The organism is Cyclobacterium sediminis, from assembly GCF_054781075.1.
In genome coordinates this window covers 79,248-103,408 of record NZ_BAAGVC010000042.1, presented here as the reverse complement: position 1 = coordinate 103,408, position 24,161 = coordinate 79,248, and the positions used below count along the sequence as shown (strand labels likewise).

The 24,161-nt window shown below is 37.6% G+C and carries 18 protein-coding genes; 10 read left to right on the top strand and 8 right to left on the bottom strand.

The genetic code is table 11. The annotated features are described in order from the left end of the window. Positions 1–277: 277 nt before the first annotated feature. The 6 genes from sucD to ACYVHJ_RS20360 all read left to right on the top strand — a co-directional run bounded on the left by sucD (position 278) and on the right by ACYVHJ_RS20360 (position 9,581). Entirely contained in the window at positions 278–1,159 is an 882-nt protein-coding gene (sucD, locus tag ACYVHJ_RS20385; RefSeq protein ID WP_339902586.1) for a succinate--CoA ligase subunit alpha, read from the top strand. Between the two features lie 534 nt (positions 1,160–1,693). Then, positions 1,694–3,652, top strand: a complete 1,959-nt coding sequence (locus ACYVHJ_RS20380; RefSeq protein WP_460518606.1) for a DUF1592 domain-containing protein — start codon at positions 1,694–1,696, stop codon at positions 3,650–3,652. Between the two features lie 161 nt (positions 3,653–3,813). Continuing rightward, positions 3,814–5,199, top strand: coding sequence for a DUF1552 domain-containing protein (locus ACYVHJ_RS20375; protein ID WP_460518603.1), 1,386 nt, complete (start codon positions 3,814–3,816; stop codon positions 5,197–5,199). Positions 5,200–5,263: 64 nt separating this feature from the next. Next, complete coding sequence (locus tag ACYVHJ_RS20370) at positions 5,264–6,763, top strand: c-type cytochrome domain-containing protein (protein ID WP_460518600.1); 1,500 nt, start codon at positions 5,264–5,266, stop codon at positions 6,761–6,763. 65 nt (positions 6,764–6,828) lie between these two features. Then, positions 6,829–8,289: a PhoPQ-activated protein PqaA family protein gene (locus ACYVHJ_RS20365; protein WP_460518597.1), complete on the top strand. Its 1,461-nt coding sequence runs from the start codon at positions 6,829–6,831 to the stop codon at positions 8,287–8,289. A gap of 788 nt (positions 8,290–9,077) precedes the next feature. Then, positions 9,078–9,581, top strand: coding sequence for a SixA phosphatase family protein (locus ACYVHJ_RS20360; RefSeq protein WP_339902591.1), 504 nt, complete (start codon positions 9,078–9,080; stop codon positions 9,579–9,581). Here the strand turns inward: ACYVHJ_RS20360 and ACYVHJ_RS20355 are convergent. The 6 genes from ACYVHJ_RS20355 to ACYVHJ_RS20330 form a co-directional block, all read right to left on the bottom strand. Beyond that, positions 9,568–10,299 (bottom strand): SDR family NAD(P)-dependent oxidoreductase, encoded by a 732-nt coding sequence (locus tag ACYVHJ_RS20355; protein WP_460518594.1) that lies wholly within the window; start codon positions 10,297–10,299, stop codon positions 9,568–9,570. The two genes, ACYVHJ_RS20360 and ACYVHJ_RS20355, sit on opposite strands and share 14 nt — an antisense overlap. A gap of 156 nt (positions 10,300–10,455) precedes the next feature. Next, entirely contained in the window at positions 10,456–11,826 is a 1,371-nt protein-coding gene (locus ACYVHJ_RS20350) for an MATE family efflux transporter (RefSeq protein WP_460518591.1), read from the bottom strand. A 14-nt stretch (positions 11,827–11,840) separates the two neighbouring features. After that, positions 11,841–12,380, bottom strand: a complete 540-nt coding sequence (locus ACYVHJ_RS20345; protein WP_460518588.1) for an NUDIX hydrolase — start codon at positions 12,378–12,380, stop codon at positions 11,841–11,843. Positions 12,381–12,436: 56 nt separating this feature from the next. Then, positions 12,437–12,919, bottom strand: coding sequence for an Lrp/AsnC family transcriptional regulator (locus ACYVHJ_RS20340; protein ID WP_014018107.1), 483 nt, complete (start codon positions 12,917–12,919; stop codon positions 12,437–12,439). 210 nt (positions 12,920–13,129) lie between these two features. Next, positions 13,130–14,332 (bottom strand): tetratricopeptide repeat protein, encoded by a 1,203-nt coding sequence (locus tag ACYVHJ_RS20335; RefSeq protein ID WP_460518583.1) that lies wholly within the window; start codon positions 14,330–14,332, stop codon positions 13,130–13,132. A 239-nt stretch (positions 14,333–14,571) separates the two neighbouring features. Next, the gene (locus tag ACYVHJ_RS20330) at positions 14,572–15,762 is read right to left on the bottom strand and encodes an NAD(P)-dependent oxidoreductase (protein WP_339905317.1); all 1,191 of its coding nucleotides are present in this window, start codon (positions 15,760–15,762) and stop codon (positions 14,572–14,574) included. Between the two features lie 411 nt (positions 15,763–16,173). On the opposite strand from ACYVHJ_RS20330, the gene ACYVHJ_RS20325 reads away from it, so the two are divergent. Next, positions 16,174–19,149 carry a glycosyltransferase family 117 protein gene (locus ACYVHJ_RS20325; protein ID WP_460518579.1) on the top strand — a complete coding sequence of 992 codons (2,976 nt, stop codon included), beginning with the start codon at positions 16,174–16,176 and terminating at the stop codon, positions 19,147–19,149. A gap of 73 nt (positions 19,150–19,222) precedes the next feature. Here the strand turns inward: ACYVHJ_RS20325 and ACYVHJ_RS20320 are convergent, their stop codons facing one another. Then, entirely contained in the window at positions 19,223–19,999 is a 777-nt protein-coding gene (locus ACYVHJ_RS20320; protein WP_460518576.1) for a class I SAM-dependent methyltransferase, read from the bottom strand. A gap of 75 nt (positions 20,000–20,074) precedes the next feature. Here ACYVHJ_RS20320 and ACYVHJ_RS20315 point away from each other — a divergent pair, with 75 nt between their 5' ends. The 3 genes from ACYVHJ_RS20315 to ACYVHJ_RS20305 are packed head-to-tail and all read left to right on the top strand — an operon-like array spanning position 20,075 to position 23,414. Further along, the gene (locus ACYVHJ_RS20315; RefSeq protein WP_339904358.1) at positions 20,075–21,298 is read left to right on the top strand and encodes a GWxTD domain-containing protein; all 1,224 of its coding nucleotides are present in this window, start codon (positions 20,075–20,077) and stop codon (positions 21,296–21,298) included. Continuing rightward, a complete protein-coding gene (gene rlmB / locus ACYVHJ_RS20310; RefSeq protein ID WP_014018113.1) occupies positions 21,271–22,047 on the top strand; it encodes a 23S rRNA (guanosine(2251)-2'-O)-methyltransferase RlmB in 777 nt (258 codons plus the stop codon). The genes ACYVHJ_RS20315 and rlmB overlap by 28 nt, the downstream gene beginning before the upstream one ends. A gap of 20 nt (positions 22,048–22,067) precedes the next feature. Beyond that, complete coding sequence (locus ACYVHJ_RS20305) at positions 22,068–23,414, top strand: DNA recombination protein RmuC (RefSeq protein ID WP_460518572.1); 1,347 nt, start codon at positions 22,068–22,070, stop codon at positions 23,412–23,414. A gap of 84 nt (positions 23,415–23,498) precedes the next feature. On the opposite strand, the gene ACYVHJ_RS20300 is transcribed toward ACYVHJ_RS20305, so the two are convergent. Then, a complete protein-coding gene (locus ACYVHJ_RS20300; RefSeq protein ID WP_460518569.1) occupies positions 23,499–24,152 on the bottom strand; it encodes a transcription elongation protein SprT in 654 nt (217 codons plus the stop codon). Between the last annotated feature and the right edge of the window lie 9 nt (positions 24,153–24,161).

Here is a 24,161-nt window from a genome sequence, read left to right as displayed (position 1 = left end):
TTTACACAATACCAAGGTTGCTTAATCATTAAAAAATGAGGTAAATTATTTATCATAAGATTCAAAGCAATATTTTTACACCCCCATGTCCTGAAACATAGAGGATCTAAATTAAAAAAGAAGTAATTTGGTAAAACTTTATTCATTGGGTCCATTATCTTCCCTAAAAATATAAAAAGTTATTCATAGTTTAAATTAAATTGATATTGTTTGCAATTTCTTTTTGTGATCACCCTTTATCTCCTATTTTTGTAGCAAAATAATTAAAAGTAGACTTATGAGCGTATTGGTAAATAAAAATTCCAAAGTAATTGTACAAGGGTTCACAGGAACTGAAGGTTCTTTTCACGCCCAACAGATGATAGAATATGGTACCAACGTTGTGGGAGGTGTAACTCCTGGTAAAGGTGGCAGTACTCATTTAGGCAAACCGGTATTCAACACGGTGGAAGATGCTGTAAAAACTAAGGGAGCAGATACTACTATAATTTTTGTTCCTCCGGCTTTTGCAGCAGATGCGATTATGGAAGCTGCAGATGCAGGCATCAAAGTAATCATCGCCATTACTGAAGGAATTCCTGTTAAGGACATGATGAAAGCCAAGCCGTACGTTAAGAAAAAAGGTGCTATTTTGGTAGGTCCTAACTGTCCTGGGGTAATCACTCCGGGTGAAGCTAAAGTGGGAATTATGCCTGGCTTCGTATTCAAGCAAGGAAGAGTAGGTGTGGTATCCAAATCAGGAACCCTTACCTATGAAGCAGCTGACCAAATAACAAAAGCTGGATTGGGAGTTTCAACTGCTATTGGTATTGGTGGAGACCCTATAATTGGTACTTCTACTAAAGAAGCGGTACAATTGTTAATGGAAGATCCGGAAACTGATGCAATCGTTATGATTGGTGAAATTGGCGGAAATTACGAAGCAGAAGCTGCCCAATGGATCAAAGAAAACGGAAACAAAAAACCTGTAGTAGGCTTTATTGCCGGCCAAACTGCACCTCCGGGTAGAAGAATGGGACATGCCGGAGCCATTATTGGTGGAAAAGATGATACAGCCATTGCTAAAATGCGAATCATGAAAGAGAATGGTATTTTTGTAGCAGAATCCCCTGCTGAAATTGGTGAAGTAATGGCAAAAGCATTAGGGGTAGACGCCTAATTTTATTTTGTTTGTACACTAATATATCATAACAATAAAAAAGGAGATCAGTTGATCTCCTTTTTCATTTACACTTTACCAAAGATTGCTTAAATTTTTCAACCCGGAATGGAAAATAAGATAGGTAATAAGTGCTGCAATCGTATGAAAATCAGTCTGTTTGAAAGTTTTAGCATAGCATTGCTGTAAAGAAAAAGTAACAGCAACGAAATGGCTTTTCAAAACTATTTTAACAAATATAAAGGAAGTCCATTATAGTGTTAAAGGTCTACCAACAGATAGGCCAACTTCCAAAACAACTAAAAAACTTTTATTTCCAATAGCTTTGGTACATCTAGAACAAAACACGAAGCCTTGTTCTTAAAAGAAACTGATTTTTAGGCATTTCCTAATTTACTAAGAAATTCACAGTTTAAATATATTTTTACAGGCCTACTCCCACCATCTATCAAATTTGTATTGGAAATATTCAGTTATTTACATTAAATTTAATGCATAACCTTAAAACGAATCCAAATAAAACCCATGCCATTGATGAAATCTTTTATTTTGATGGTTTTTGCTTCCCTTTGTATTTTTGTGGCTGAAGCTCAGGAAACTTTAGATTACAAATCTGATATCATTCCGGTATTGGACAAGCATTGCTACTCCTGCCATCATACAGGAAATCCCAAAGGCGGTGTAAATCTGAAAAGATATGAAGAGGAAGGGCGAATAATTAAAGATGGGCAATTTTGGCTTAAAGTGGTAGACCAGATCAAGTCTAAAGAAATGCCTCCATCAAATAAGCCTGAATTAAATGAGAAAGATTATCATGTACTTCTCGACGGTATTAATGGTATCCTTATAAAATCGCTGGAAAAAAGGACACCCGGAAAAGTCATCATAAGGAGATTAAGTCATCGAGAATATCATTATACCATCCTAGATTTGACCGGGGTGAATTTTGATGCAAGCAACAGATTTCCTGCAGATGGTTCTGGAGGTGGCGGATTTGACAATCAAGGAGGCTCCTTGTTTTTCACTCCTCTGAAAATGGAACGGTACTACGATGCTGCTGAGGAAATAGTAACAAAACTTCATGAAGACCATAATAAGTGGTCTGAACTGGTTCCCAAATCCTATAGACAAAATATTTTGCAACGTTTTTTAAACTGGCTTTTGCCTAAGTTCATTAGTGATTTTGAACCCATAAACTCAGCTGAAAAAGCAGCTGAAGAGGTACTGTTTCCTTTTGCGAGTAAGGCCTATAGAAGATTAATAAAAACAGAAGAAAAGGAATTATTCATCAAGCTTTTTTCATCAGTATATAATGCAAATTCTGAAGAACCTGACCCGCAAAGATTCAATAGGTCTATTGCTGAAGTTTTTAAAGCTATATTAATTTCCCCATCTTTTCTTTATAAGATGGAAGAAGAGCCTTTGGGCCCTGAGCCCATCGCTTTGGGAGACTTTGAACTGGCCACTAGATTGTCTTATTTTTTATGGTCTAGTATGCCGGATGATGAACTTTTCAAATTGGCTATGGAAGGTAGGTTACAAGCCCCGGGAGAAATAGAAAATCAAGTCAAGAGAATGCTTAATGATCCAAAATCAAAAAGATTTTCTGAATCTTTTGTAAGCCAATGGCTAGGCATCAATAAATTAAAAGACCCTAATGCCCCTTTGGCAGATTTAGTCCGATTTCCGGAATTTACCCCATCCATTAGAGAAGCCATGTTTGAGGAGACCATTTCTTTTTTTCACCATGTGATGACAGAAAGTAAAAACTTCATGGATTTAATTAATAGTGATTATTCATTTCTTAATGAGGAATTAGCAAATTACTATGGGATTGAAGGAGTCAAAGGAGATAATTTTAAGAAAGTTGCATTAGCTAATAATTCCAGAGGTGGTTTTTTAGGTTTAGGCAGCGTGCAGGCAGTTACCTCATTACCCACACGAACCAGTCCGGTGCTAAGAGGAAAGTGGGTATTGGAAGAAATTTTGGGCACTTCTCCCCCACCGCCCCCACCGGATGTCGCAGAATTACCTGAAGATGAGGCTTTACACGAAGAACTTGGACTAAAAGCACTTTTAGAAAAACATCGTGAAGATCCGGCATGCCAGTCCTGCCATGAAAAAATGGACCCTTTAGGTCTTGGTTTGGAGAATTTTGGAGCAGACGGGAAATGGAGAGAAAGCTATGGCAGCACTCCCATTGACCCGGCAGGGGTACTCGCTTCCGGAGAAACCTTTGAAGGGCCAGGAGAACTGAAGCGATTGCTTATGAAAGAAAAGGAAAAGTTTGCACGTAATCTCTCCAAAAAATCATTGTCTTTTGCAATTGGAAGAGGTACAACGTTCACTGATGAAACTGCCATTCGGGAATTGTCAGCAACATTGATAGAAAATGATTTTAATCCGGATGTATTTATGGCGGCATTGGTTCAAAGCTATCCTTTTAGAATGAAAATAAAAGATTTTCAAAAAAAGGTGAATGAAATTGATTGACAATTGAAATAAACTTGATGATTAGCATTAATCGCCTTGATTAGTTAGATTATGTTATTATAATGTATTGAATAATAATGTTTTAATAGTAAGGCTGGCTATAATCAATTGGTTTTAAATATTATTTTCAAGCATAATTTTGCTTTAAATATTTTGATGATATGAATAAGAAGTGGCAAATATCTAGAAGAAAATTATTGAAAGGTGTGGGTGCAGCTATAGCCTTACCCTTTATGGAAGCCATGGCTTCTCCTTTGGGTTTAAGGAGTTATAGCAATGATGGTTTTCCAGTACGATCCACATTCATGTTTATGCCCAATGGGGTTCACCCGGGTAGATGGACGCCTGAAGGATCCGGAAAAGATTATATCCTTTCTCCTACTTTAGCTCCATTGTCGCATTTGAAAGATGATATTTTGGTACTGGGGCAATTAATGAACAAACATTCTATTTTTCAAGGTGCAGATGGCCACTATGCCAAAACGGCTAACCTCCTCACTTGTCTCCCTATACAAAAGACTGCCGGTGACAATATCAATAGTGGTGGGATTTCGATCGATCAATTGATTGCCAATCACCATAAAAATGAAACCCTTTTCCCCTCTCTGGAATATGGCTTGGATAGAATACAAACAGGAGTAGATATTAATGTAGGCTTTACCAGACTTTATGCAAGTAGCATCTCCTGGAAAAATGCAATGACCCCGCTTTCCAAAGAGATTGATCCCAGAATGGCTTTTGACAGGTTGTTTAGAACCTTTATACCGGGAAATAACAAACAAGAAAACCCCTATAAAAGCAGTATCCTTGATGCCGTTCTAGCGGATGCCAAATCACTTAAAACCAATTTGGGAAGGTCTGATCAAGATAAATTGGAAGAGTATTTGGAATCTATCCGGTCTATTGAAAAGAGAATCAATAACCAAGACAGCTTAAAGGATTTTGCCAGCAATATCACACCGGATATCAAACGTGAATTAATCAGGGTTAACCAAGATATTGAAGAGTATGCTGAAGTGCATAGCGGTGTGAATGTAACAGAAAAAACCAGGCTAATGTTCGATATAATAGCCTTGGCAATGTGGAGTGATGCCAGCAGGGTAGCCACTTTTATGTTTGGAAACTCTGTGAGCAACAGAAACTTTTCATTTTTGGAAGGCGTGAATGGTGCCCATCACTCAATCTCCCACCATATGAATCATCCCGGCAAAATGGAACAGTATGACCGCATTACCAAATGGCATCTCGAACAATATGCCTACTTTTTAGACAAATTAAAGTCAATCAAGGAAGGGAATGGTACCTTACTAGACAATTCCTTGGTCATGTTTGCTTCTGGACTAAGGGATGGAAACAGACATTCCCCTAGGGACCTACCGATTATAGTTGGAGGACATGGAGGAAATAAAATAAATTCCGGACAAAATCTAATCTATCAGGAAAACACTCCGTTGGCTAACCTCTATACCTCTTGGATGCAAGCTGTAGGCATGAATGAAACAAAATTTGCAGACAGTACAGGCTCCTTAGAAGGAATCTTGGCCTAAACACATAACCTATTAAAAAACACGCATCATAACAGGCACTCGGTGTCTGCTATACAGGAATCATATGGACAACAAGGAATTGCCCTCTTCCACTAAAATGTGGACAAAATTATTCGGTAAAAGAATAATAATACCATCAATTTTTATCTTTTCTTACCTAATAATGCTGTTGGTGCCTTTTAATTTTGACCAGCAAAACGACTGGTTTGTTTTACTAGGTAGGTTTCATCCCCTTGTACTCCACTTTCCTATCGTATTGATCCTTGTTACCACAGGCTTTTTATTGATGGGATTTTTTAATCCTAATTTTAATAAGCCGATAATCATTCTTTCCCTACTATGGACTTCTGTATTTTTCTCATTTGTCTCTATCCTCGCCGGTTATTTACTTTTTATTTCGGAGTCCTATTCAGGCAATTTAGTGAGTAATCACCTCAATGGAGCTATGGCCACAGGAATTTCTATCACTTTATGCCTGATCCTCTACGAATTGAATTTCCAAAGGAAATTGAAAGCAGGCTTTCTTTTTTATTCCTTATTGATTCTGGCTAATTTTTCCCTGGCCTATACAAGTCATATGGGAGGTTCATTGACACATGGAGAAGATTTTTTAACCGCTCCGATCGATGCGCTATTACCTGCCAAAAAGATTGATAAAGCTCCTGAGGACATGCTCCTATATGAAGACATGGTCGCCACCATTTTCGAAACAAAATGCGTTTCCTGCCACAATGAAAACAAATCAAAAGGAGACTTGCTTCTGAATAATTATGATGAGGTTTTTGCAAGTGGTAAAAGCAAAAAACAAGCAGTAATTCCCGGTGACACTTCAAAGAGTGAAGTGATGGTGAGGGTTTTACTTCCCGAAGATCATGACGAAAGGATGCCACCCGAAGGGAAGCCTGGCTTAACGGATAATGAAATCAGCTTACTTTCTTATTGGATAAGCAGAGGGGCCTCAGATACTTTAACTTATGGAGATATTGACAATGATGAGGTTTTGACAGAAATAGAAGCCTTGATGCCTGATATCCAGCAAGCACAATATAAAATAATAAAGGAAAAAGAAGCTTTTGAAGCCGCTCTTCAAGAACTTAGAGAAATAGGAGATCCAATGGGAGTTGATATTTCGGCGGATGATCGGTCCAACGGCAAGTTTTTCGGGTTGAAAATGAGGTTTCCACCAGCTCACATCGGAAACGAAGAAATCAAAGCCTTTTCACCTTACTTCCCCTACTTTTCTCGGGTTTCTTTAGCTTCATCCAATATAGATGATGATGCATTATTTCTTTTAGGGAAAATGCCTCAACTCCGAAGGTTAATCTTACAAAAAACAAACATTAAGGGAGAAGGCCTCCCCTATTTAAAAAACCTTGAAAACCTCGAAGAACTGAATTTATCCTTTACACCTCTGGATGAAGGGAATTTGCTTCACCTTATTGGCTTTAAAAACCTTCAAAAAGTTTACCTCTTTGGAACACCGGTAAAACCGGAAGTAATTTCTGCCCTACAAAAACATAAACCTGAATTAGAAATAATTTTGGAAGAAGGTCCATTTTATTAATGGTCTTTTTTAATATAATTAGGTACTATTGTCACTAAATACTTTTAAAATTTAAGTTTCATACAATGAAGATCCACAAAGCATTACACCTGGTATTCTTAATTGGCATTAGCCTTTTTAGTTTCACCCATTGCCAATCCCAAGTAAGCTCTGAAAACCAAGTCGAAGTAGAAGATAAAGTTAAAGGTATTGACCTTTTAAAGGCCTATATTGAGGAAGATTTGGATGTATTTGATTATGAGTTGGCTTTTGAGTCCAAAGGTGAAGGTTATTCTTATTATGTTCTCAAAGTCATCTCTCAAAATTGGTTAACAGAAAATGAAGTAAATGAAACCAAATGGTGGCATTGGGTTTCATTTGTTGTTCCCAATGAGCTTAAACACAATACCTCTTTGCTAATCATTTCAGGAGGAAGCAAAAACACCACTTTACCGGAAAAGCCTGATGACATGATTCTCCAAGCCGCGCTATCGTCAGGGTCTACTGCAATAAAAGTTCATAACATCCCTTTTCAGCCTTTAGAATTTGTGGGCGACACCCTTGGATTAAGGACAGAAGATGCCATTATAGCTTATGGCTGGAGAGAGTTTATGGAACGTGGTGCTAAAGATGAAGATGCCATCTGGTTGGCTAGATTCCCTATGACTAAAGCTGTGGTTTCAGCCATGGATGCTGTGGTGGACTATTCTAAAACCAATTTGGATTTGTCTCTAGATAAATATGTGGTAGCTGGGGCCTCAAAGAGAGGCTGGACTACTTGGACCACTGCAGCCGTAGATGATCGGGTAATTGGAATGGTCCCTATCGTAATTGACATGCTTAATTTAACACCTTCTTTCAAGCACCATTGGCAAACCTATGGTTTCTGGGCTCCGGCGGTGAATGACTACAAGCATGAAAAAATATTTGATTGGATGGACAGTAAAGAATTTGAACGTCTAATTGAAATCGTAGAACCATACCAGTTTCTGGAGGAATACCAAGACATCCCAAAATTACTCATTAATGGTTCAGGAGATCAGTTTTTTCTACCGGACAGCTGGAGATATTATTGGAATGATCTTCCCGGAGAAAGCCATGTAGCTTATATTCCCAATGCCGGTCATGGACTTAAAAATTCCGATGCTCCACAGATTCTTTTAAGTTTTTATTCGCAAATCATTAATAATGTAAAGCGACCTTCCTATAGCTGGGAAGTAAAAGAGGATGAGATCATAGTAAAAACAGACATCAACAACCCCCCTGTGGCAATAAAATTATGGACTGCTACAAACGAATCTACAAGAGATTTTAGGATTGATGCCTTGGGTCCTAAATGGAAAGCTACAAATATTCCTTTTGAAGCAGATGGAGAATATTCTATTCCAATTGACGCCCCTTCTAAAGGCTGGTCTGGTCATTTTGTTGAACTTACCTACGCGGGTCAGGCACCATTAAAATTTACCACAGGGATAAAAGTTCTTCCGGAAACATATGAGCACGAATTATATGTACCAGAAAAAAGAAAAGGCACCCCATTAGATTGAACCACTCAAATAGCACAATAGCCATGTAGTAATCCCACGGAAGGAGTACCCATTTCACCTCCTTCTGTGACGATTACTATATATTTTTTTCCGGCAGCTGATCAAACCAAAGGACTGGCATAGCCTTTTGCCTGCAATTAAAATTTACAGAGTTTTTCCCTAGCATCTTAATCAAATGCCCCAAGGTATTCATCCTTTCAAGCAGGAATAAATACCAAACCACCTGCTATTACCACCGGACCACCATGATTATCCGTCCCTTTTTGAGGAATTCCCCCTCTCCGCCGTTTCGGTAAATTCTCTCAATGCAACCGACCATTCTATTTCACCTTTGTTTAAATTGATGGCATTTAGCGTTCCCCCAAGATGGTTTTATTGCCGCACACTTTTCTTGATCAAAAAAACCTATGTTGACTTACTGTATTACAGAGAATTAGATTCAGGTATATCCGCAGAATGTAAAAAAATTCACTACCCTTATCCCTAAGCTATGCCACCCAATTTTCATAGCCTTACAGAGAAGAAGCTTTCTCAACATTACTAGTAATTAAGATAGAAAAAACCTTTAAAGTGCTAATATATTGATTGGTGCTTACTTTAAATATCCATTAATAGCTATGATTCTAACCATTATATTATTTTGGTTGAAAGCAAAAGGATTATATTTACAACAAATCCAAACGAAGAGTTGGCAAGCATATAGACTATGAAGCTTGGAGCAAGACGTCTAATACAGTTTACTTTTCAATTTTTGCTTTAGAAATGGGTTTCAATTTATAAGTACTCCTATGAAAAAATTAATGATATGCAGACATGGAAAATCTTATTGGGGTGATGCTAGCTTAACGGATCATGAAAGGCCATTGGCTAAAAGAGGCCTGCGTGATGCCCCAATGATGGCTAAAAGAGCACATGCTAACCATATTATTCCGGAAAAAATTCTGACATCAGACGCATTGAGGGCAAAAATGACAGCTGCATTCTACCTAGAATCTTATGAAAAATTAGACATTCCCTACGAGATTAGCCCGAATCTTTATATGAGCTCTGTAAAAGAGCACCTTAATGAGGTTAAAAAAACAAGTGATAAAATTGATACCCTATTTATATTTGGCCATAACCCTGCCTTGACCCAGCTTATCAATTCTTTTGGAGAAAAGCTAGACAACCTTCCTACTGCTGCAGTTTTTGGTTTTAAGTTTGACGTGGACCACTGGAAAGATATCACACAAGCGAATGCCACATTCTGGATGTATGATTACCCTAAAAACTTAAGCACTAAAACTTCCTGACATCTTGTAACACCTCATCGAATGAATTGTGATGGGCTATCAAATAAAGCACTTTTTGGGCAATGTCCTCAGGAGTACTCAATTCCCCATCCTCTTTTAAGGACTTAAATTTAGAAAGACTGCTGAATTCGTTTGGCCTTGCAGATCTGATGGAAGCTTGCATAGGGGTATCAATTACTCCGGGGGATAAAGCAAATAATTTAAATCCCAAGTTCTTGAGCTCAGATTCTCTTTGAGCAATCATTGTCATTTGGTTCAGTGCAGCTTTTGAAGCACTGTACCCGGACCAGCCATCTACGACCTTTGCTGCCGCACCTGAGCTTATATTGACTATTATTTTAGCGCCATTATGATGTTTGTACGTCTTCATAAAGGCATTCATTAGTAAGGCCGGAGCAATTACATTCACAGTATGAATGGACACAATAGCTTCGGAGGATAAATTTCCGTTATAAGCAATCTCTCCTATCCAACCTGCATTGTTAATCAGAACGATTTCTTCATATGTTCCCTCGGGAAAAATTTCGATAATCCTATTTATCAAGTTTTTAGCATCCCCCAGGTCTAATTGTATGGGTGTGAAATTATCTTCCGGTTGCTGGGGACTTCTAGAGATACCTATAACACCGGTATGAGGCAACTTTAATAAGGCCTTTTTAAGGGCCAAGCCCAAACCTTTACTAGCCCCTGTAATGATATAAAGTGATTTTTTCTCCATAAATAAAATGTCTTTAAATTGGGTCACAAATTTTTCAATCCAACTTCAATATCCAAAAGTAATGCGATAATATATCCTATCAATACCTAAAAGAAATTCTTAATCAAAGGAATTTAATCTATTTCCCACCATTGAATCCATTCCTATTTGGCAATACTAATGCAAACTCACTGTTTCAGGTCTAGAAATTTCTCTTTGTAATTTTAAACTCAAAGAATGAAATCTATAGAACAACATGATGGCAGTAAGGGTAAGACCGATTAATAAACCAAACCATATACCCAACTCATTGTAATGAAATTTAAAAGCCAGAAGATAGCCAAGGGGAAGCCCTACCACCCAATAGGCAAGTAGGGTTACCAGTGTAGGCACCTTCACATCAGAAAGCCCCCTTAAGGCTCCCAATGCGACTACCTGAAGTCCATCCGAGAGCTGAAATACAGCAGCAATTACCAATAGATTAGCTGCCATCTCCACAACTTGGGAATCTTCAATGTACAAGAGAGGCAAATAGTTTTTAAATATTAAAAACATTACTGCGAAAAAGGACATGAAAATTAATACGTTTCCAAAGATAGAAAAACCGACTTCTCGTAATTTAGGAATATCCCGCCTTCCCAATTGGTTACCAATCCTCACCATGGCAGCCGCTGATAAGCCTGAGGCCATCATATAGCTTATAGAAGCAAGGTTAATGGCTATTTGATGAGCTGCCAAAGCATTGACCCCTATCCATCCCATCATGATGGCTGCTGAGCTGAATGCCCCAACTTCAAATACAAACTGCAAACCGGTTGGAATGCCTATGCCAAGCATTTTTTTAATGATGGAAAATCTGATCTGCTTTAATTTTATACTGCGAATGTATTTTTCATAGCGCTTGGATCTGGTCACGTAGAGATACAAAACCCAAGCCATAAGTACCCTGGAAATCAATGTGGCCCATCCTGCTCCATTTAATCCCAATTCAGGAAATCCCCAATTTCCATAAATCAATAAATAGTTCAGTCCAATATTTAATAGGTTAAACAAAACCGTTATAAACATGGCTTGCTTGGTCTGAGACAAACCTTCAATAAACTGTTTATAGGTTTGAAAAAACATGAATGGTATAAGAGAGAAAGTTATGATCAACAAATAGGGTATAGCAAGCACCACAACTTCTTGTGGCTGGTTGATCAATCTCAATCCCGGGGATATGGCCAAAATCAACAAGAACAAAACAATAGAAGCTACGGAATTGATCACAAAACCATGGTTCAAAAACCTGCCGATTTTACCCTTTTTTCCCTCCCCATCCGCTGCCGCAACCATGGGAGTCACAGCCATAGAAATACCAATTCCAAACATTAATATCATAAAAAAAATACTATTGGCAAGAGAAGCAGCAGCAAGTGGAACAGCTCCTAACCTACCCACCATGATATTGTCCGCCACGCCAACCATCACTTGACCTAGCTGACTTAGCATCACTGGGTAAGCCAATGTAAATGTCTTATTGAAATTATTTTTGAAACCGGTAAACATCAAAAAATTATTATTTATTTTTTTAACAAAATGGAAGCTTTGAAAATTGCAGCCATACTTATCGCATCTGTAATTTGACCATCCAAAACCATCTCATAAGCTTCTTGAAATGGTAAATGCCAAACTTTAATATCTTCTGTATCATCAAAGGCTGTTTCTCCTTGAATCAACTCCTTAGCCATAAAGACATAGCCTACTTCATCCGTAACGGAATTGGAAGTATGAATTTTTAAAATTTCAGTCCAATCATTCGCTATTAGACCGGTTTCTTCTTTAAGCTCCCGCTTAGCACTTTCCAAGGCAGTTTGCCCAATGGCTCCACCTCCCATAGGGATTTCCCAAGTATATTCATCCAAGGTATATCTGTATTGCCCTACCAACCAAGTGTAGCCGTTTTCATCCAAGGGTAGGATTCCTACTGCCAGATTTTTAAAACTTACTTTTCCATAAATCCCCTTCTTTTGCGTAGGAGTGATTACTTGGTGTTCTTCTACCCTTATCCAAGGATTGTCATACACCTCTTTTTTTGAAATTGTTTTCCACGGATTTTTCATAATAAAAAAAAGGGTGACTATTAGCCACCCTTCTAATGCTTTAAATAAATGTTAATTTAAGCCGGGATAGGCAATACTTTGCTGTCTTTAAAAGTAGAAAGGATAACCATTGATTGCATAGAATCAACCTCCTTAATTTCACTTACCTGCTCCAACATCAACTTTTGATAAGAATTTATATCCTTAGAGATGATTTTCAAAATAAAATCTCCTGTACCAGTGATATGGTGACATTCGATTACTTCAGGTATTTGATTGATCTCTTTCATGAAGGCATCAATATTTGATTTATTGTGACCAATTAACCCTACCAAGACAAAAGTACTCACGCCTAGACCTATTTTTTCTGGATCTAATTTGGCATGGTAACTCTTAATTATTCCTGACTGCTCCAATTTTTTCACTCTTTCCAAGGTAGGTGCCGGAGATAATCCTATATCTTTTGAAAGCTGTGCATTTGTTATTTTTGCATTGCCTTGTAGAATCTCTAAAATTTTACGGTCGATTTTGTCAAATTTCACTTTTATGCTATTATCCATATTGTAAAGAATTTACCGAATTATATGTGGTACAAAGGTAATCTAATTTATATTTATTTTAAAGTCATTTACGAAAAAAACGCAAGGGCGGACGAAATATTGTTGTTTAATTGCTAAAAAAATTAAAATTATTGCGCTTTCTCTTTTGTAATTTCTGAAAAAACCTGTATTTCAACTCGATTAGACTAATAATGAACAAATTAGTGCTCATCAAAGTTTATTCTTTTTCAAAAATTCTCTGGCTTCTTTATTTGCAGGATGTCGTCTCTTTGAATTCTCTTTAACCAAATCAAAATACAGTTTGGCCTTATTTTTCTCCTCGAGCCTATAGTAGTTTTTTCCCAATTGCAGGGCTGAAAACAAATAATAACCACTTTCTTGTGCCCCTAATTCATCCCCAAAAGCAATGGTCCTTAAGTAATAATGTGTAGCGTTTTCATAATTCCTCATCCGATCATAATTCTGGGCAATAAAAAAAGCAGCATACCTTCCACTAGTAGCCTCATATCCTGTCCAATTTTCGTCTATCCGCTTTAAAATCTCTAAAGAAACTTCCTTGGCCTCTCGACCTCTGCCGACGGCATACAATTGCCTTGCAAAATGTCGATGAAAATAGGGGTTGTTGGGATATTTGCCATGTAAGTACTTTGTAATCTCTAAGGCTTTAAAAGGTTTTTTCTCTTCCGTTGCATATAGTCTAAACAAAAAATACTGCGCTTCTATCCTTGCATAAAAGGAGCTTTTGGCCACCTCTTCTAATTGCCTTAACCCTAATTGCTGATCCCCTTTGGGAAAAAGAAGCATAATAGGTTTTAGTAAGGGGTAATTGTCTCGGATCCAAACAGAGAAATAGTTGTATAGAGCGTCTCCCAACAACAATTCCGGGCTGAGCTCTTCTTCCCCTCTACTTAGCTCCAAGTATTTCAAAGCATTTCTACTTGCAAAAGTGGCGCTTGTCCAGTTTTTCCTTTCACTGTATAACCTCCCCTGAAATCCGTAAGCACCTGCTAGAAAAAAAGCCGCTTCCTTATTCTCAGGGTCTGCATCTATCAATACTTCAGCTTTCTCAATGGCCATATCCATATAGCCCAACATAGAAGCATCATGACTTTTGTTATCGATGGCTATTACAATTTTCCACCATTGGCTCAGGCCCATTAGAAAATAAGGAAGTGGATGTTCAGGGTAAGTATAGCGCAATACTTTAAAACCTCTTTCCGCCTTCTCAAAATCAAAATTATACATGCTATTAATCGCATCTGTAATTCTAAACTGAAGGCCCTTATCAAGCAAAAGATATCCTTCTTCCTTCTTGTTTATATCTGTTACAGTCTCCATCTGGGCATGCACTTTTATTGGAACAAACCCATAAAGGAATAGCATTAGGAAAAATACAATCGGTCTATACTTCATTAAGATTTTTTTCAATCAAATTGATTTTTGTATACCTTAAACGCTATTTGACAATAATTAATTTCGAAAAACTAAAAAAATATTTGCCCCAATTCAAAAAACAAAGCCCTATTGATTTAAATCAAAAAAAAAGAGTGAAATAATTTAAAAAAGAGCATAAAAAAACAGACCCACAAACCAAAATCACTTTAGAGGTGACTTCAATCGATGGATCTGTAAACAGCAATAAGATAAAAAAATTAACAGCTTACCTTTATACCTAAACGATTTTTTGTTACTACCTCAGAAAGTGTACTTCTCCAAGCCTTCAACGCCAAAGAATCCGGTATATCTATATCATTAAAAGTAATTATTTCTCCTTCTTCAATATTTCTTTTTAATTGAACCTTACTCATCAAACCTATAGGAACATGATTGGGACAATCAGCGATTTTAATCGCTTCTCCTCTCACTTCCATACCCCCTATGCCTTTATCTATTACAGAACCAGATGTCAATTTCTTCTTTGCGATGGTCCCCACACTGATAGAAGGCACATCACCATTATCTAATAAAATTTCATTGTGATTCACCAGATTTAAAATACTATTAGGGATTTCAAAAAAGCATAAATGCATCGGTTTATAAAGCAAATAGAATGGTCCCTTACCCATTTTATAGGTAGTTAACTCTTCTGCTAAATCTTCTTGATGGGTAGCAGTAATGAATACACCGGGAGGAGACTCTTTAGAAATGATGTAATCGCTTATGACAGCGTTTTCTTTTTGAGCTATTTCACCCAATGCAAAAGCTCCAGCTTCAAAATCACTTGTTTCATACCCTACTAAGCCAGGTTTAACGATGTCTAAACCCAAGCCATTGGCGATAAAAGCTTGCTCAATTTGAAGTTTTGTTCCATCTGTAAAAGAGGTAACAGAACTTAGACTATATCCTTGTTTCTGAGCCCAAAACAACATGTCTTCTAAGCTAGGTTTCTTATTTAAAAACCCTTTTATATTTCCATAAACCAAAGGCTTAAAACCCATTTGCATCACTTCTTTATTAAGTGCTGCCAAGCATCCGGGCTGATCACCATTGGCTTCGGTAATCACACCTCTTTTAGACAACCAAGAACCTGTAAGCACCTGAGTATCTGCATCCATAGTTACTACTGGCAAGCCATATACAAATGCTTTATCAATTATTTCTGTGGAATAAATCGGATCTCCGGTACTTACTACTACCAAGTCAGAGCAGTCAAATAATTTTTCTGCTGAACTAGTTAAAAAATTCTGACTCACACCCAAGTCACTGATTTCCCCAGATCTTCTAGTCAGGATTTTGGAAATTGCCATATCCTCACGCCTGGCAATCAATTTTGCTAAGCCTCTTCCAATCCCCCCTGTGCCTACTATTCCGATTCTTAATTTCTTAGCTATCCTAGTTTTCATAATCTTAAAAATTTTATTTGCTGTTTTAATGCTGTTTGCCCGCTGTTTAAACTTGACATTGTAAAGGTAAGGAAAAAAATTTAAAAACCATTTTATTGTATTTAAAATACATTAAAAATATTTCGAAACACGAAAAGTATTGAAACAACCGAAACAAGAAATAAATCAATAAAACAATATTTTTACCGTATAAAATCAATTTTTACTTTTGTTTTTTACTACATAAAAACTTTTTTACAATTATTAATTTTGTTCAGACAAAATTTATTTTTTTTTGAATTTTTTTGAATTAATTCAATTTAGTCTCCTGTATTTAGTAAACAAGTCTACAAACCGATTTTAAAATGGAGCAATTCAACTGTAATTCATGATATTTTTTTTATTTTCGCCATTCATAAATATTCAGTTAACATGCTAAAATATGCCAGGGTTAACAATCTTGCAGGTTGGACCGCCTTCTTTATTGCATTTATAACATATCTGCTCACCATCGAAGAGACTGCCAGTTTCTGGGATCCGGGAGAATTTATAGCCGTAGCCTATAAATTACAAGTTCCCCATCCTCCGGGAGCCCCTTTCTTTTTGCTTATCTACCGAATGTTTAGCTTTTTAGCACTCGGTGATGGGCTTGAAATCGCCTATTGGATGAACGTGGGAAGTGCATTGCTTTCGGCTTTCACTATTTTATTCCTTTTTTGGACCATCACCTTATTGGGAAGAAAGTTATTGCTTAAGAAAAGTGAAGCGCCCAATCAAGAGCAAATCTATACCTTAATAGGTGCTGGATTTATTGGAGCATTGGCTTATACTTTTACAGATAGTTTTTGGTTTTCTGCTGTTGAAGCTGAAGTTTATGCCATGTCTTCCTTTTTTACCGCCATCGTCATTTGGGCATTCTTAAAGTGGGACATTATCAAGGATCCAGAGGAAGAAAACAAGTACATGATCTTTATCGCCTATTTGGTAGGATTATCAATAGGAGTTCACTTATTAAATCTGGTAACCCTTCCGGCTTTAGCCTTAGTTGTTTACTTTAAAAAATATAAAAACCATAACCTTAAAGGAGGAATCATTGCCTTTTTATTAGGGGGCGTAGCCTTGGTTGTTATCAATAATTTTATAATTCCCGGCTTACCAAGCATTGCAGGTTCTCTAGAAATCTTTTTTGTCAACAGTTTAGGCATGCCATTTGGCTCGGGCATTATCTTCTTTTCTATTGTATTCTTCGGAGGGCTGGTTTTTGCTGTGATATATTCTCACAAAAAAGAAAAAGTCATTTTAAATACCATTTTAATTTGCTTCTCTTTTATTCTTATAGGTTATAGTTCGTATGCACTGATCGTAATCCGCGCGAATGCTGAGCCAGTAATCAACGAAAATGATCCTAAAGACATTATCAGTTTTGTTAGCTACCTAAAAAGAGAGCAATATGGCTACCGCCCTCTGATGCAAGGACAGTATTTCACCGCAGACATTATTGATCAAGTAGAAGGGGACCCTGTTTATGCCAAGGGAGAAGACAAATATGAAGTGGTGGATTATCAATTGGAAAACATTTATGATCCTGAAAAAACCACCTTACTTCCTAGAATATACTCTACTCAAGAAAGGCATAAACAAATCTATAGATCCAAGCTGGGATTAAGGGAAGGTCAAGACCCTACTTTCTTTGACAATATCTATTTCATGTTTGACCACCAACTGGGTCATATGTATTGGAGGTATTTTATGTGGAATTTCAGTGGAAGAGAGAGTGACTTTAGTAATGCCCCCTATTTAAGTATATGGAATACAATTACCATAGATTTTCCTGATTATATCAAAGAAAATAAAGGGCATAACAATTATTTTATGCTACCCTTAATTTTAGGGCTTATAGGCATGTTTTTCCAAGCAAAACATGACCCGGAATCATTCTGGCTTACCCTCATGCTATTCCTAATGATGGGAGTCGTACTGGTACTCTACCTCAATTCCCCGCCTGTAGAGCCAAGGGAAAGAGATTACATCTATGTGGGTTCCTTTTATGCCTTTGCCATCTGGATTGGCTTTAGTGTAATGGCCATCAGTCATCAACTTAGAAAATTGAAAAAAGGAATGGTAATGGCAGGGGTATATGCTGCACTAATTGCATTGCCTGTTCCTATTTTAATGGCCACAGAAAATTGGAATGACCATGACAGATCCGACAGGTACTTCTCTGTGGATTCCGCTAGAAACTTCCTTGCTTCATGTGCCCCCAATGCCATATTATTCACCGGAGGCGACAATGACACCTTCCCGCTTTGGTATGTGCAGGAAGTGGAAGGCTTTAGGACTGATGTGCGGGTTATTGTATTAAGTTATTTTGACACCGATTGGTATGTCAAACAAATGGCCAGGCCTGTCAATGAGTCTGCTGCTTTGGATTTCACTTTGAATTTTGACAACTTTAAAAAAGGCACCAATGATGTGCTTTACGTAACGGATAGAATTGAAAGCTTGCCACTGGTGGAATACCTCAAACTATTAAAAGGCAACAGTGATTTACTAAAATTAACCAATAGCAGGTCAAGCAGCAATATTAATACGATTCCTTCCAGAATTTTAACCTTGCCCGTAAATACTGAAAATGTAGAAAAATCCGGAATTGTGCCGCCACAATTTAAAGACCTGCAAATTCCAAACATCAATATTAGGATCAAGGGAAATTATGTAACCAAGGGTAACCTGATGTTATTGGATCTGATCGCTACTAACAATTGGGAAAGACCCATTTATTTCAACAATACTTCTTTGGCCACCATTGGCTTTGACATGAGTGACCATGTGGTCATGGAAGGACTGACCTACAGGTTGCTCCCCATCCAAAAGCCCGACAACCAAGACGAGTTAATTAATACCGATCTGGCCTATAAGAATGTTACTGAAAAATTCGCCTTTAGAGGAATGGACAATCCGGACAACTATTTTGATGATGAATTCAGGAGATTCACGTCCAACCATAGAAGTGTACTCAATAGCATTGCCATAGCCTTATTGGATGAACAAGATAAGGAGAGAGCGGAAGACATTATGAGGTTGAGTCTGGAAAAACTTCCCGGAAAGGCCATACCGTACGACATGGCTAGCGGACAAGCTGTACCCGTTTTATTCGAGTTGGACATGGATGAAGAAGCCCTGAATATTATCGACCAAATGTCTAAACGTTCTATAGAGCTCCTTGACTTCTATCAGGAGACCGGTAGATCTATGGACAGGGAAGCTCAAATCTCCATGCAGATGTTGCGCTACTTTGTACCCCAATTACGAGAACAGGGGTATGAAGAAAAGGCCAATCAAATTCAGCAGGATTACGAACGAATATTTGGAGCTGCAGCAGGTCCCCCACAACTTCAAAGAAGATAAAATAGCCATTGGCTAATTAATATTAAACGCTAAAAATTATTCCAATCGGCTGCTTATCAATTTAAGCAGCCGATTATTTTTTGTGTAGAATATAGTACAGATCTAAGGCCTCCTCAGGGTTTTCTACCAACAAGTAATCTTCATGATGCAATTGTTCTACAGCCGCTCCTTGATGTTTATGTAGCTTATTTCTATTGATTCTATTTAGGATCTCATAGGGGATTTTCAGCAATCCGGCAGGTAACCTGTATTGTAGGTTTAAAATATCCCAACGCGTAATTTTATTTACTGAAACCTTATTCGCTTCGTAATAATCCCAAACTTTGGCATTCCCGCCAATCCCTTTTGTTTCCACTTTATCAAAAATTGATTCACATAATTTTTGAAGTTGAGAAGGTGTATATTCTCTTATATGCCAAGGATTCCTAGACAATGAAAACCTAATATTTGGGGTGGAGATCAAAGCCATTCCTCCCGGTTTTAATACACGATAAATTTCTTCCAGGTATTGCCTGTCATCATCAATATGTTCAATCACCTGAAAACTCACAACTGAATCAAAGGAATTATCCTCCACGCCGGCCAATGGAGGAATAATTGCTTGCTCGAAGGTAAATTCCGGGTATTTATCCTTTAGCCTGTCCAAGATTTCCCCTATCTTGTCTAGGCCGTGGTAATGATTTACCAATGGGCCTAGGGCCTGTACCCCTCTGCCTTCGCCACAGCCAATCTCCAACAAATTGCCGGAAACGAAACTTTTAGCAACAATGTATGCTTTAAAAAGACGTTGATGAATAGGATTGTCACTGATTAACTTATCGGAAGTAATTTCCGTTGTATAGGTAGCCATCTAAAATTTTATTATTTTCAACAAAATTAAGGTTAATTTTTAAAACCAACTATGGAAAAAATAAAGTCATTGTATATGAAACGAAATATTGGGTTATTATTTATTTTAATCCTCCTTTCTCTTCCTTCTTTTGCACAAAAAAATCTGCAAAGTATTAACCAGAGTTTAAGGTATTCCAGGTATTCAAGAATTTCTTTGAAAGTAATTCCAATTAAAACCGCAGAAAGAACTTTTAAATTACAAATGCTGGTTGAGAAAATCGAAGAGGATCCGAATTTTGACGATTACTTATTCTCTTACACCATTGTCCATAGCTTTGATCAGAGAATTGAGGATGATCAGGTAATTGCCTTGGATCAAGACCTGCTTAAAAAAAATACTACCGGCCATTTTTATTTTGAAGAAACTGTAGAAATCCCAAGTTCCAGAGACCAGGCCTATGTTATTTTTCGGGCAATAGACACCAGACAAGAGGATGAATATGTTTACCATGCAGATTTAATTAGTCCTTTTGTGGTAGATCAACCTTCTTTCGGCGCCTACTTTGGCAATGACATACCCTTTGACCAAAATTTTTTAAATGCGGAAGAATCCTTACTCTTCAAAAGTAACCAAGGAGTAAGCTTATATAGGTATTTTTACCCACAAGATTTCCCTATCCCCCTTCCACCTATGGAAACCAAGGTTCCTGAAATAGCCAAGGAAACCAAAGTAATCAATGAAGGGGATTTCTTATTGAATGTACCTGTATCCTTTGACAAATCAGGCTATTACTTTATACAAAAAGACACCACCACCGCTAGTGGGTTACTGATCAAAACGGCCGGAAAAGCATTCCCAAAAGTGTCAACTTGGGAAGAAATGATCCAAATGGTTGCTTATATTTCTACCCGAAAAGAGCACGAGGCTTTATTGGCTGCAGAAAACAAAAAAATAGCCCTAGATGAATATTGGATCCGGATGACACGAGATGAAGAGGCAGCTAAAAAATTGATCAAAGAGTATTTCCGGCAAGTGGAATTTGCCAATATTTTATTCACTGATTTTAAAGAAGGTTGGGCAACAGACCGTGGCATGGTCTATATAATTATGGGGCCTCCACAAGAAGTATACTTTAATTTAGACAAAGAAACTTGGGTTTACTTGTCTAAGGATTCAAATTCAAAAATAACCTTTACCTTTGCACGTGTAAAGAATATTTTAACCCCACAATATTATACATTGAACCGATCCAGAGCCTATCAGCCTGTATGGTTCAAAACTATCACAGCATGGAGAAACGGAAGGATGGTTTTTTAATCAACAAAAGCGAAGACCAAAAGGATTTTATCTTTGGCATCAGGTCCATCATGGAGGCTTTGAATGCAGACAGAGAAATAGACAAAATACTGGTAAACAAAGAACTTAAAGGAGATCTTTTAAAAGAATTACTTGCACTAACCAAGGAGAAAAAGCTACCGGTAACCAAGGTTCCCGAAAGTAAACTCAATCGGATAACCAGAAAAAACCACCAAGGTGTCATCGCTTATATATCATCCATAGCCTATGCTTCATGGGAAAATGTAGTGGACAGCACTTATACTAAAGGGGAAGCACCACTTATTTTGATGCTTGACAGGGTCACGGATGTACGTAATTTTGGAGCCATTGCCAGGACAGCAGAAGTTGCGGGTGTTCATGGAATTATTATTCCGGAAAAAGGTAGTGCGCAAATCAATTCGGATGCGGTTAAAACATCTGCTGGAGCTTTAAATTTTCTACCGGTAAGTAGGGTAAGAAACCTATATTATACCCTTAAGGACCTTAAGAAATCAGGTTTGAAAGTGGTGGGTGTGACCGAAAAAACAGACCGAATGATGTACCAGGCAGACCTTACTACTCCTACAGTATTGGTTATGGGATCTGAAGAAGATGGCGTTTCAGATGAACTTATGGGCTTGTGTGATGAATTCGTTAAAGTTCCTGTTCATGGCCAAATAGAAAGTTTAAATGTTTCTGTTGCCACAGGAATAGTGATTTACGAAGCTATTCGACAAAGAAAACAATAAACTCCCTAATTCCGGATCAAATGGCAATAGAATTGGTTGTGCTTTTGGTATTGATGTCCGGCATAATTGCCTTGCTGGCTACTTTGTTGATCAAGTCCTACAAAAAACGCGACCAATTGAAAGAAAGCCTGGGAGACCTTAGCCTGGAAAAAGAAAGGCTTAGCGAAAAGTACCAGTATCAGTCGAGCAAATATGGAACGTCTCAAAAAGAAAATGAGCAACTTTCCATACTTTCCAATTCCTTAGAAAAAGAGAATTACCAACTCGCTATAGATAAAGGAAAACTGGAAAGTGAGCTTCAGTTTATGCGTGAGAAATTAATTTTTCAAAAGCAGGAAATAGAAAAAATGCGTGGTCAATTTCAACAAGAATTTGAATTACTGGCCAACAAAATTTTAGAGGAAAAATCCAAGAAATTCACTAGTCAAAATCAGGAAAATATAGAAAACTTTCTCCAGCCCCTAGGGAAAGAATTGAACGCCTTTAAGAAGCAAGTACAGGAGGCTTACGCCATGGAATCCAGAGAAAGGTTTTCACTGGAAAAAAAAGTCAAAGAACTCGCAGAACTAAACCAGCAAATCAGTCAGGAAGCCAAAAACTTAACCAATGCCTTAAAAGGCAATGCCAAAATTAGGGGAAATTGGGGAGAAGCAATCTTGGAAACCATATTACAAAATTCCGGTTTAGAAAAAGACAGACATTACAGTATTCAGGGCTTTCTGAAAGACGAAAATGGTCATGCCCTTCTTGGCCCTGATGGTAAAAAAATGCAACCGGATGTAATCATTCATTATCCGGATGACAAAAAGGTAATCATTGACAGTAAGATCTCGTTAATTGCCTACGAAAAATACAGCAATGCTCTGGGAGATGCAGAACAAAAATCTGCGCTTGAACTTCATGTAAAAGCGATAAAAACCCATATCGACCAATTGTCTGCCAAGCAGTACGAGGCCTACGCTAAAGCCCTGGATTTTGTCATCATGTTTATTCCGCTTGAAGCAGCTTATATCGTGGCCCTTCAGGCTGACCCTAAACTATGGGAATATGCCTATAAAAAACGAGTGCTACTGATTAGTAGTAGCAATTTAATTGCTGCGCTAAAAATGATCAAAGACCTATGGATAAGGGATGATCAATCCAAAAACGCCATTGAAATCGCTGACAGAGGAGGCAAAGTTTATGACAAACTTGCCAATTTTCTACACAGTCTGGAAGACATTGGAAAGCATCTGGACAGGTCCCAAGAGAGTTATGCAACCGCTATTAAACAACTCAAAACCGGCAAAGGCAATTTAATATCACAGGCAGAAAAGCTTAGAGCATTAGGTGTCAATGCCCGAAATAAAATTTCCGGAAACGAATAATTTGGTCAAGCATTGCTGTATGTGACATTTTTTGGGATTAATAAGTAAGTTCGGATAACCAAATTTAGTTGATAAGTCTGCCTATCAGAAAGGTAGATCTTCAGGATTGTCTATTTCCTTGACTACGGCATGTCCGGAAATAAGGTAATTTCGACCTGTAGCCAATTCTTGGCACAACACCCTGGTTCTTTGTGTACGCAACTTCTTAAATTGCCTTTTTCTTAATAAAAAGTGAGTATTTATGGCAAGGTCTCCTAAAAGCGGTTCTTCTTTGATAAAGGTGTTTTTATCGTACTTTCTTAATTCCTTCATCAAAAATAAATCCGCACCGGTGGAAGCTTTAGGGTTATTCATGTACAGCCTTAGGGGGATCAATATATCATTGGGAAACACCCCCTCATGTAACATTGGCGCCATCAACCACTTAAAACTTTGCTTCCATTCGATCCCATGAGGCAATATTCCTTTCCCAATTCTTTCCTTGTATCGGCTGAAAACACGGTGATGAGCTACCTCATGAATAAAAGTAATCAAAAATTGGTATTGATTCAGGTCATTATTGATGGTGATTTTCTGAATACTTTTATCCTTTCTATAGCGAAAATCGCCCAGTTTTGACCTTCTTGATTTGGTGATTTCAAAGATAAAAGGTTCCTCCTCCCATAGGGAAAAGCAATAAGACAAGGCCTTTTCAGGTACCTTGCCTTGTAAATTTTCCAACCACTTTTCTTTTTCCACTATTGCTTA

Coding starts and splice junctions, on each gene's coding strand:
- ACYVHJ_RS20375 (WP_460518603.1), top strand. CDS start 3,814: ATGAATAAGAAGTGGCAAATATCTAGAAGAAAATTATTGAAAGGTGTG.
- ACYVHJ_RS20305 (WP_460518572.1), top strand. CDS start 22,068: ATGGCAATAGAATTGGTTGTGCTTTTGGTATTGATGTCCGGCATAATT.
- ACYVHJ_RS20355 (WP_460518594.1), bottom strand. CDS start 10,299: ATGGAGAAAAAATCACTTTATATCATTACAGGGGCTAGTAAAGGTTTG.
- ACYVHJ_RS20345 (WP_460518588.1), bottom strand. CDS start 12,380: ATGAAAAATCCGTGGAAAACAATTTCAAAAAAAGAGGTGTATGACAAT.
- ACYVHJ_RS20325 (WP_460518579.1), top strand. CDS start 16,174: ATGCTAAAATATGCCAGGGTTAACAATCTTGCAGGTTGGACCGCCTTC.
- ACYVHJ_RS20340 (WP_014018107.1), bottom strand. CDS start 12,919: ATGGATAATAGCATAAAAGTGAAATTTGACAAAATCGACCGTAAAATT.
- ACYVHJ_RS20370 (WP_460518600.1), top strand. CDS start 5,264: ATGGACAACAAGGAATTGCCCTCTTCCACTAAAATGTGGACAAAATTA.
- ACYVHJ_RS20320 (WP_460518576.1), bottom strand. CDS start 19,999: ATGGCTACCTATACAACGGAAATTACTTCCGATAAGTTAATCAGTGAC.
- ACYVHJ_RS20330 (WP_339905317.1), bottom strand. CDS start 15,762: ATGAAAACTAGGATAGCTAAGAAATTAAGAATCGGAATAGTAGGCACA.
- ACYVHJ_RS20365 (WP_460518597.1), top strand. CDS start 6,829: ATGAAGATCCACAAAGCATTACACCTGGTATTCTTAATTGGCATTAGC.
- sucD (WP_339902586.1), top strand. CDS start 278: ATGAGCGTATTGGTAAATAAAAATTCCAAAGTAATTGTACAAGGGTTC.
- ACYVHJ_RS20350 (WP_460518591.1), bottom strand. CDS start 11,826: ATGTTTACCGGTTTCAAAAATAATTTCAATAAGACATTTACATTGGCT.
- ACYVHJ_RS20315 (WP_339904358.1), top strand. CDS start 20,075: ATGAAACGAAATATTGGGTTATTATTTATTTTAATCCTCCTTTCTCTT.
- ACYVHJ_RS20360 (WP_339902591.1), top strand. CDS start 9,078: ATGAAAAAATTAATGATATGCAGACATGGAAAATCTTATTGGGGTGAT.
- ACYVHJ_RS20380 (WP_460518606.1), top strand. CDS start 1,694: ATGAAATCTTTTATTTTGATGGTTTTTGCTTCCCTTTGTATTTTTGTG.
- rlmB (WP_014018113.1), top strand. CDS start 21,271: ATGGAGAAACGGAAGGATGGTTTTTTAATCAACAAAAGCGAAGACCAA.
- ACYVHJ_RS20335 (WP_460518583.1), bottom strand. CDS start 14,332: ATGAAGTATAGACCGATTGTATTTTTCCTAATGCTATTCCTTTATGGG.